This window comes from Thermosporothrix hazakensis (genome assembly GCF_003253565.1).
Lineage (GTDB): Bacteria > Chloroflexota > Ktedonobacteria > Ktedonobacterales > Ktedonobacteraceae > Thermosporothrix > Thermosporothrix hazakensis.
In genome coordinates, this window is the sequence record NZ_QKUF01000012.1 from 181958 (window position 1) to 191375 (window position 9418).

The 9418-nt window shown below is 52.0% G+C and carries 6 protein-coding genes; 3 read left to right on the forward strand and 3 right to left on the reverse strand.

Going from position 1 to position 9418, the window contains the following annotated elements; all coding sequences use genetic code 11:
- Positions 1–38: 38 nt before the first annotated feature.
- Both EI42_RS17775 and EI42_RS17780 read right to left on the reverse strand, forming a co-directional pair.
- On the reverse strand, positions 39–1835 hold the full coding sequence (locus EI42_RS17775; RefSeq protein WP_111323971.1) for a peptide ABC transporter substrate-binding protein: 1797 nt from the start codon (positions 1833–1835) through the stop codon (positions 39–41).
- 128 nt (positions 1836–1963) lie between these two features.
- Positions 1964–4069: a serine/threonine protein kinase gene (locus tag EI42_RS17780; protein ID WP_111323972.1), complete on the reverse strand. Its 2106-nt coding sequence runs from the start codon at positions 4067–4069 to the stop codon at positions 1964–1966.
- A gap of 243 nt (positions 4070–4312) precedes the next feature.
- On the opposite strand from EI42_RS17780, the gene EI42_RS17785 reads away from it, so the two are divergent.
- Complete coding sequence (locus EI42_RS17785; protein ID WP_111323973.1) at positions 4313–5182, forward strand: amidohydrolase family protein; 870 nt, start codon at positions 4313–4315, stop codon at positions 5180–5182.
- 120 nt (positions 5183–5302) lie between these two features.
- Here EI42_RS17785 and EI42_RS17790 read toward each other — a convergent pair whose 3' ends face one another.
- Positions 5303–5869, reverse strand: coding sequence for a helix-turn-helix domain-containing protein (locus tag EI42_RS17790; protein WP_111323974.1), 567 nt, complete (start codon positions 5867–5869; stop codon positions 5303–5305).
- 520 nt (positions 5870–6389) lie between these two features.
- Between EI42_RS17790 and EI42_RS17795 the strand changes: the two genes are divergently transcribed.
- Complete coding sequence (locus EI42_RS17795; RefSeq protein ID WP_111323975.1) at positions 6390–7460, forward strand: zinc ribbon domain-containing protein; 1071 nt, start codon at positions 6390–6392, stop codon at positions 7458–7460.
- A 288-nt stretch (positions 7461–7748) separates the two neighbouring features.
- Positions 7749–9041, forward strand: a complete 1293-nt coding sequence (locus EI42_RS17800) for a hypothetical protein (RefSeq protein ID WP_111323976.1) — start codon at positions 7749–7751, stop codon at positions 9039–9041.
- The last annotated feature ends 377 nt before the right edge of the window (positions 9042–9418 follow it).

Below are 9418 nucleotides of genomic sequence, written 5' to 3' on the forward strand. Positions count from 1 at the left end.
GCTATGATGACGGGCTTGCTTTTGCTCCTTGAGAGGCCTTAGAGGCGTGTGGCGCAAGGCTCAGCTTCCGAGAGGTAGATCTTGCTCCAATCGTCGGGCGGAATGGTATCGACGGCGCTCTTTTCCAGCCCCTGAAGGCAGGGCTTCTGTAGAAAGGTGTGGGTACTTTGATACAGCGGAATCCAGGCAACATCGTTAATCAGGCGCTGCTCAATTGTCTGATAGAGCTGATGGCGCTCAGTCGGATTGGAGACGGTATCGGCCTGTTGTAACAGGTTCTGGGTCTGTTGTTGCTCACTCAGGTTCGAGCCGGAATTCTGTCCATAGTTCTGATTATTGATCGGGGCATCTTTGCCGAACTGAGAAGCCAGCGCCGCCCGTGGATCAGGAAAATCGGAGTTCCATTGATAGCGCCACATGCCCGGGCCGCTGGTATCCTTCGCCGCGCTGTTGATGTCCCGGGCAAATTTATCGGTAGGCGCGTCAAAGGTTGGCACACTGATATCAAGGTTCTTCTTCCACATATTGACGATTGCAGTGTACTCATTTTTAAGGGTGACATCAACAGGAATACCGGTTGCCACTTCGAGCAAGATATTCTTCTGCTTGAAGACGTCGCGGGTCATGCCCTCCTCGCGTAAGCCCTCATCAAGCAACTGTCGCGCCTTCGCGGGATCACCCTTTGTGCTCTGGACGCCTGCCGGGCCGGTAACGTTCTCATCATAGCCGGGAATAGCGGTCGGAATCAGGTGATTGGTCGGGATAACGGTTCCGGCATAGACATTGTGCGCGATGGCATCCTTATCTATCGCCAGCGCCAGCGCCTGCCGGACTTTGATGTTGTTCAGCGGCTTCGTAAAGTAGTTGAGCGCGTAATAGGCGATTGTTGTCCCTGGCACCTGTACCAACTGATTTGCATAGTGTTGCTGTGCACGCGGCATCTTGTCGGCTGGCACCGGCGCGATATCGATCTGATTGGTCTCATACGCCCGGAACAACGTCTGTGCATTCTGATAGAACGGGACCAGCAGCTTCTTCAGCTTTGGTTTCTGACCGTAGTAGTTGGGATTGGGCACAAGCTCAAGGTACCGTATCGCGGTATTCGAGATACGAGCAAGCTTCCACGGGCCAGAGGTGCCGCCCTCGGCCAGATGGGTGGTCCAGTTCTCGCCATATTTCTGAAGAAACTGTTTCGAGACAACAAACGAATTCGCAGTTGTTAACGAGGAGAGAAAATAGCGATTCGGCCCACTCATGACGATCTTGACTGTCTGCTTGTCTGGTGCGAACAGACTCTCCCCGATCAGCGTGGAGAGCTTGCCCTGTCGCAGCTTCTCCGCATCTTTGATTGCTGGCCCATAGGAGAGCGGCGCATAGAGGGCTCTGCTATCAGGCTTCAGCGAGCGATCCAGGCTGTAAATAACGTCTTCTGCGGTAATGGGTGAGCCGTCGCTAAAGCGCAGATGTGGCTTTAAATGGAAGGTCCAGGTGACACCGTCCTTTTCCAGATCAAAACTTTGCGCCAGTTGTGGCTGTACCTGCTGCTTGCTGTCGAGCTGCACCAGGCCGGTATAGAGCAGGTGCGAAACAAAATTCGCCGACGAATCAAAGATACGACCGGGATCAAGCGAGCTATTTTCCAGCGTCCCCGAGACGGGAAAAATGGCGGTCTGTTCGGCTCGGGCCAACGTCGGAAGCTGGTTCTGTCTGGAAAGCGAACCGATCGCAAAGACGATGCCGCCAAGCACCAGGACAACCAGCAGGGGCAAAAACAGGAATATCAGTATCACGGTACGCCTGTACCGCTGGTCACTCTGCCATGAGCTGTGACGCATTCTCTCAAGCACTCCTTTGAGCACCCGAGCCTTCAGAGGTGTCGGGTGAGGTTTGTTGGTTGCTGTTTGTGTGTGCAGCCATTATACCTGAATTCGGCAGAGATGAGCCACCGGAACAGGCACACTCCCTATGGAAGTGACAGATAACGCTCTTTCCCTCCGCTCTGCCACCATAGTTCCCGGTTGTTGGCAACCCAGTGTAACTCAGGCGGCTTCTCTTCAGAATGCGGCGTTCTGACTATGACTCGACGTTGCTCGATATGCCAGACAAGCACCTCTTCATAGGAGCTGACCGCAATCATGGTCTCATCAGGCGAGAGCGCAAACGTTTTGATCCCGAGCCGCAAATGCAGAAACGTATTGACCGCGAGCATCTCCCTCACCTGCTTCGCGGGCATCAGATAAACTTCAGCGTAGAGATACAGCACGCAATAGTGCTTTGTCCAGTAGAACTGTCTCTGTCCATCATTTGCCCCTGCCGCTGCTGCGATGTGTATTTTCTCATATACTCGACCTCTTTCGACATCCAGGAAGTGCATGTCACCCACTGTTGCGTCAACAATCGCCAGGACCGCTTTATCAAGGGACCAGGCACAGGAGAGGACAGGATACCACCCGTCCGAGAATTTGAGATATGCCTTTTGCTTCTCCGCGTTGAGATCAAATACAAGGAGATGATGGTCATAGAGCGCAACAATGTCACTCCCCTTATCGGGCCAGGTATCGTGAATCTGCCCGACGCCCCGGCGCTCGTCTCCCAATTGAGAAACATTGATATATACAGGGGATGGATCAGACGACGCTTCCCAATCCCAGTAGAGAAAGGCTTTTCCAGAGTAGAACGCCACATAGCGATTATCCGGGGACCAGATGAGTCGCGTTGTATACTCCAGATATCGTTCTTCTACCTTCAATCTCTTTATTTCTTTGAATGTTTTCTCCTCATATATATTGATATAGTACCCGTATTCACCATAATATAAAAGCACTGCCAGATATAGCTGATCAGCAGAATAAGCCGTCCTTACCGCATATCTGAGGATTATATCCCGGTCCTCTGCCATGCTTCTCTTATTGATCTGATCCTCTGTTGTGCTTCTCTCATTGAGCCGCTTCGGTTTCATGCTATTACTCATTATCAATGCACCGATCCCGGTACAGGCCAGCGTCCCGAGCACAACCCCCGAGATGAGCACCTGACGGCGAGCCTGCCTCCGGGCCGCCGTTTGCAACTGCCGTTGAAGCTGGATCTGACCGCCACCAGTCCCCGGCAGCGGCTTCCCCTGCGGCGGCACCCAGATCCTTCCCTTCACCCGCTTCTGCTGAAGTCCCTCTGCCACTCCTCGCAACACCTCCGCCACCTCCTCTGCTGATCTTGGGCGCTGCCCCCGCTCTCGCCTCGTCATCTGCTCAATCAAGGCTCGTAACTTGCGTGGCGCCTTCCGCTCCTCCATCGGCGGGAAGAAAAACGGGTTCTCGGCAGGGTCATAGCCCGTCAGCAGGTGATAGAGCAGCGCCCCAAGACTATAGAGGTCCGATTGCGGTGAGGTCTGCGCCTTACCGTACTGCTCAGGAGCCGCATAGCCCGGTGAACCTAGCGGGATCGTGTCTCGCTGCTTCTCCGGCTTGTAGCGGCGCGCTATCCCGAAATCGATCAGGGCCACCTCGCTTCCCGCCATCACCATCACGTTGTCTGGCTTGAGATCGCGAAAGATCACTGCCGGTTGCCTGTTATGTAAATAGGTGAGCACTTCACAGAGTTGCAGGCCAATCCGTACCACCTCCTCCACATCCAGCCCATCATGTCCCTCACGCTGCCGTTGCTTCATGCGCGCTTCCAGCGTCTCCCCCTCCAAATACTCAAGCGCGACATACCAGTTTCCTTGATCCTGAAACTGCTCATAGTATTGTGGCAAGCGAGGGTGCGAGAGCGTCGAGAGCACCTCTACCTCCCGGTGAAACGTCTCGGTCGCCTCTATCTGTTCCTCGGCGGAGAGTCCCCTGAACCTCACCTGTTTGATCGCAACCAGTCGATTCGCCTGAAAGGTATCTTCTGCTCGATAGACGGCCCCATAGCCGCCCATGCCCAGAATGGTAAGCAGGCGATAGCGATCGTTGAGAAGCGGGGCTTCCTCGCTCAATTCGGCGGCCAGCGGCTGTTGACAGGCCGTACAGTGATCGTTGGCTGTTTCATTTGCGGCACCACAGTGGGAACAAAAGGTCAGTGCAGGCATGGCACAGGGCCTCCCTTAAGAAGAGAAACAACAATACTTTAGAAACATTATCGAATTTAACTTTACAAAATTATTGTAGTCCTCTTTACCGGTAAAAACAATAGAAATGAACCTTATTTCTGCTGCGATATAGTGAACATCCTGGTTGACAGGGAGATGATTATCAACATATGATGAGCGAGGCAGTAGAGAGCCGCTGAATGAAAGGATGCAGCGCAGGAAAGCTGCTAGAGAGGACATGCCATGCCCGCTTTTCCCTTTATTGATGCCCACCTCCATATCTGGGATCCGACCCGCTATCGGATGAGCTGGCTTGACAAGAATGAACAACTCAACCATCCTTTTGGATTGCCTGAATTCGCGGAAGCAACGCGAGAACTTGCACTAGAAGCGATGGTCTTTATTCAAGCAGACGTTGAGGAGCCTTATGGCCTGCTGGAAACTCGATGGATCGCGGAACTTGCCCGGCAGGAACCCCGAATACAGGCGATTGTTGCCTACGCGCCGCTAGAATATGGAGAGCAGGCCCGTGCCTATCTGGAAGCACTGAAGGCTATCGATCCACGTGTCAAGGGAGTGCGCCGCCTGCTTCAGGGAGAACAAGACCCCGAATTTTGTCTACGGCCAGACTTCATACGGGCGCTTCAGATACTCCCGGAATATGACTTCTCGTTTGACATCTGTGTCACTCATCAGCAGTTACCAGCGGTGGTCAAGATGGTCCAGCGCTGCCCACAGACAGCCTTTATTCTCGACCATTGTGGCAAGCCCAATATCCTCAGACAGGAGCTCGAACCCTGGCATGAGCACATCAAGGAGCTGGCAGGCTACCCGAATGTGATGTGTAAGATCAGTGGTCTGGTCACAGAAGCGGATCTGGAACTCTGGTCACCTGATGATCTGGCTCCCTATATCCACTACGCGTTGCAGGAGTTCGGAGAGGATCGTGTGCTATTCGGAGGAGATTGGCCGGTACTGACCCAGACATGCAGTTATGGCTGCTGGATTGAGACGCTGGACGAGCTGACCTCAAATCTCTCACTGCAGGCCAAACGCAAACTCTGGGTCGAGAACGCGCGGGCCTTCTATCGCTTGCCAGAGGAATCGCTATAGCAGAAAAAGAGCGACTATAACGGTGTTGAAAGAGACAAGCAGAAGCAAGCAATACGCTGCTCCTCTTTCTGATCGAGAGAGGAGCAGAATCATCGTGGGCACGGAGAAATCTGAAAGCGGTCAGAATACTTTTGCATCATAAGAATCGACGATCACAATGTAGTGACAGGGGCCCGGCCCGGGATTATAAAACGCATACGAGACATCAGCGGGAAAAGAGAGCGTATCACCAGCCTCTACAGCGATTTCCTCTGAACCAATCGTACACTGCATATGTCCCTGTATAACTGTAAGGTGTCCCTCAACTCCATGCTTTTGCGGGGGGAACGTGCCGGTTTTTTTTCCAGCAGGGAGAGAATACCAGAGCACCTCCAACCCCTTACGTAGCAACGCTGGAATCAAAAGCTGACGCGCAATCCCCGTCTGAGGATCAACCAGAACCTGTCGCTCATGCCGCTTGATGAGCTCAACAGAACTACGCGGCTCAAAAGGCTGCTCCCCCAGAAGAAAGGAAACGGTACATTGCAGTGCTTTCGCGATCTGGCTAACTACCTTGATGGTTGGATTTTTAATCCCTCTCTCGATGTCTGAAAGCATTGCCCGGCTGACCCCGGACCGCGAGGCCAATTCTTCAAGCGTTAATCCTTGAGCCTGTCTTCGTCGGCGGATCGCTTGGCCTAATTCCATAAAACGCTATCACTCTTCCTATTTCCACTATAGAGGTTCTTTTTGAATTCAGTTCCTCTATAATCGATACATACTATTTCTTTCTAACAAAATGGCTCCTCTATTGTAGTCATTTTTGCACAAAAAGGAAAGAGGTAGCCCGGAAAGCCACATCACCATGCACTGCCCACAACTATAGGAAATGCTTAGCGGGAGAAAGAGACCCTACGCTCTTCTGAATTGAGCACCAAAGACGCGGCAACAGAACCTTCTGCTTTCATGCAAGCCTCAAAATACTCAACAGTCGTTTTGTGAAAAATGCACTTCTCTCAGCATGCAACACCCGGTATACTGGTTTGTATATTCGTCACAAGAAACGTAGAATCCTCTTTTTTAGTGCAGTCGCTAAAAATCTTTTTTTGAAGTACGTTCTATTCATGAAAAACCTTATGGTCCTTTCATTCCACACAGGAAGCAGAGCACACGTAGCAAAGGAGTATGCTGAGTACCCTGAATACAGGAAGGTTACCCGGGAGGAAGTATGGCAACATGTCCACGATGTGGCGCTGAACAGAGCACAGCGGCCCATTTTTGTACGCGCTGTGGCCAGAAAATAAGCAGTGACTCCACCAATACAGCCAACACCCAGGCTGCAAAACCGCCCGAATCACAGTCCCAAACGAACACTATTCCCTGGATCATCACGCCGGCAGGCAAAGCAACCAGCCTGATTATTGCAGGAGTGATTATTCTGGGAAGCATTGGTGCGGCTGTCGTCTACTATTTCCTATCGCAACCGAAGCCAACTTTAAGCGTAACCAGCAAGTATCATATTGGCTCAACTCCGGCGGGTGCAAGCAGTACAACCCTGCATGTTACCGGGCAGTATTTTGCCGCGAACGCACCCATCACCTTTCTACTGGATAACAGGCCACTGCAAACAGCAGAAGTTCGGAGTGATGAAAACGGCAATATCGCCACCAATCTGACCATCTCTGAGAGCTGGAAGCCAGGCAAGCATACGCTGACGGCCAGGGATACCGCGAACAGCACAGATGAAGGAGTCACGATTCAAATTGTGCCTCCTGGAGAGGCAAACACACCCGGCCCACATGGCTCCCCTTCCAATACCTCGGCATTTCAACTTCAGATACAGCAGCAATACACAGAAGATGGGGGTACCAGCCGCGCCTTTCAGCTTACGTTCCATTTTTCCGGTCAGCCACAACAGCCAAATGTGGCTAATGGTCATCCATGTGGGACCGGCAAGACCTACATTGTGACCCTGTCTGGCTCAACCAAAAATACCGGAGCAGACTATCAGGAGCAGCGCACCCTCTCCTGTGAACTCACCTATAAAAGCGGCGAATTGACATATAAAGAAATGGTGATCAAGAGCACGCTGAAATACACGACAGAAAACGGCACAAATGGCACCTGTACGATTGCTTCGCCCAGGCCGTTTGTCACACTCGAAGGTGCATTTACAGGGCCAGGAGCTGTGAGCGGCACCATTCAAGTCAAGCGCCTCGATTTTGCCTGTGATCCCGCTATCACCTCCTGGTTTATCATCGGCGGCCAGGGCAAATGGAACACAACCTTTTCGCAGTAGCAGCTTTCAGCATCCAGAGCGGCCTGTTCCCCCAGGTCGCTCGCTTTTTTTGTCGGACAAGATTGAGACAGAGAAAAAGTCGTTCAGCAAACAAGCATGCTCCAAAAGGTATGAGAAGGGTTCACATCAATAGCCTTTTTATGCTACCCTTCAAGATGAGAATAGCAGCATCAGGAAAAAAGTCTACCTCCCCGAAGGGTTGGTGGTATGCTAAAAAGAGACCGTGGTTATTTCAGGAAAGGAGGGCGACTTGCCTGCTGCCTGAAGCAGTAGAGCGGGATCATACATATGGAAGAGCCAAAACAACAGGAACTGGACCTTATGCCAGCAACGGAGAACATCGAACCTCAACAGCAAGTAGTAGATGCAGAAATCGTAGAGGGAGACGAGGAAGAGAACGAGGTCTCTTCTCTCTTTGATGGCGCATTTACCGATATCACTGGATATATGACAGAAGAAGAGGCAACAGAGTATATTGCCTCTATTCTGGAAACAGGCGAAATCGAGCACGAGGCCTCACTATTTGATCGCGTGACCCCGTATGTCATGGATCGGCTGAAGGTCACGAACTACCGACCGGACCAGGCAGTGCGCGAGGCGTCGCTGGCGCAGAAACACATGTGGCGTCCGGGAGATGGCGAGATCTCGTATCTGGCTTCAAATACGCTGGAAGTGTATCTCGGCACACCAGAGCGCCCGCTGGAAATACCACAGGCTCTGAAACAGATACGTCAGCTCAGTGAAAGCACCGTCCTGACGGCCCGTATCGTTCTGGGACTCTGGAACATTCGGCGTCATAATGAGCGCGTCTCTAAAAATGGCAGTGTGGCCGTTTTGCTGGAAGAGATCCTGCAATGGCAGGGTATCCAGAAACATAGCCGTGTGGCCCATCCAGGAACCAACAAGCGATATACAGACGGCTATCGTACAGAGCAGAAGCGGCGTGTCCTTCAGGATATGACGCTGCTGGCTGCCTGTAATGTACGCGGAAATTGCACGATCAGCATTCGTGGGAAATCTGTTCCCATTCAGGTAGATGGCCCATACATGCGCTATTCAACGGTCAGCAAGACGCTCAAAGGCGAAAAGATTATTATCGGCTTTCTGGTCTCGCCCGGCGACTGGATCAGCACCTATGAGCAACACCAGAACTACTATCTGGCTGAGGTTGATAACCAGATCTTCAAACTGAATCCGCAGAACGACCGCTACGCGCTCCGGCTGGCGCTCTATCTGACTGAACGTTGGCGCGAGCAGGCAAAGACCGGCAACTTCAGCACGCCTATCACGATGTCCGAGCTGCTTGCTTCCAGTATGATAGAGGTTGACGAGCGGCATATGACCTCACGCTTCGTGCCTCGTATTGAGGCGGCCCTGCAAAAGCTCGAAAATATGGGAATTTTGGGTAAGCAAATTTGCCTGACTGAAGTCAATAAAGAGCAAACGCGCTGGAGTAAAGATTGGCTGGCTTCACGATGGGAAATTCTTCCCCCTCTCAAATTGATACAAGAATATCAGGCGATGAACACGCCACGGAAAAGACAACGTCGCATTCGTGCACCCAAAGAGACAAAAGAATAGCGCAGATATTCTTCCTTAAAGCGTCAGTTCGTCAGCAGACTGGCGCTTTTCTTTTTGTGTGCAACCCCACCGGGGTTCGGTTCATCCGCTTCCATAATTCTCTAAAAAAAGCAGGCTTACAAGCGCTTACAGGCCCGATGAGATCGGTAAAATAGCCCCACCAGGGTTGGGCACATTCGAGCATATATCCACAGTAAACCAAACAGCTAAAAAGAGGAAATTGTTATCATTTCTACAGCAGAAAGCATCTTTTTACCCCACCAGGGTTGGGTGCATTACGCTCTCATTTTGTGCATCTTACCCCCACCAGGGTTGGGTGCATTACTCCTCCCCTTTGCACTCTTTTACCCCACCGAGGTTGGGTGCATTCCGCCCTC

Bases quoted from the DNA above. Each gene is read 5' to 3' on its own strand.
- EI42_RS17775 (WP_111323971.1), bottom strand. From the start codon at position 1,835: ATGCGTCACAGCTCATGGCAGAGTGACCAGCGGTACAGGCGTACCGTG.
- EI42_RS17785 (WP_111323973.1), top strand. From the start codon at position 4,313: ATGCCCGCTTTTCCCTTTATTGATGCCCACCTCCATATCTGGGATCCG.
- EI42_RS17795 (WP_111323975.1), top strand. From the start codon at position 6,390: ATGGCAACATGTCCACGATGTGGCGCTGAACAGAGCACAGCGGCCCAT.
- EI42_RS17780 (WP_111323972.1), bottom strand. From the start codon at position 4,069: ATGCCTGCACTGACCTTTTGTTCCCACTGTGGTGCCGCAAATGAAACA.
- EI42_RS17800 (WP_111323976.1), top strand. From the start codon at position 7,749: ATGGAAGAGCCAAAACAACAGGAACTGGACCTTATGCCAGCAACGGAG.
- EI42_RS17790 (WP_111323974.1), bottom strand. From the start codon at position 5,869: ATGGAATTAGGCCAAGCGATCCGCCGACGAAGACAGGCTCAAGGATTA.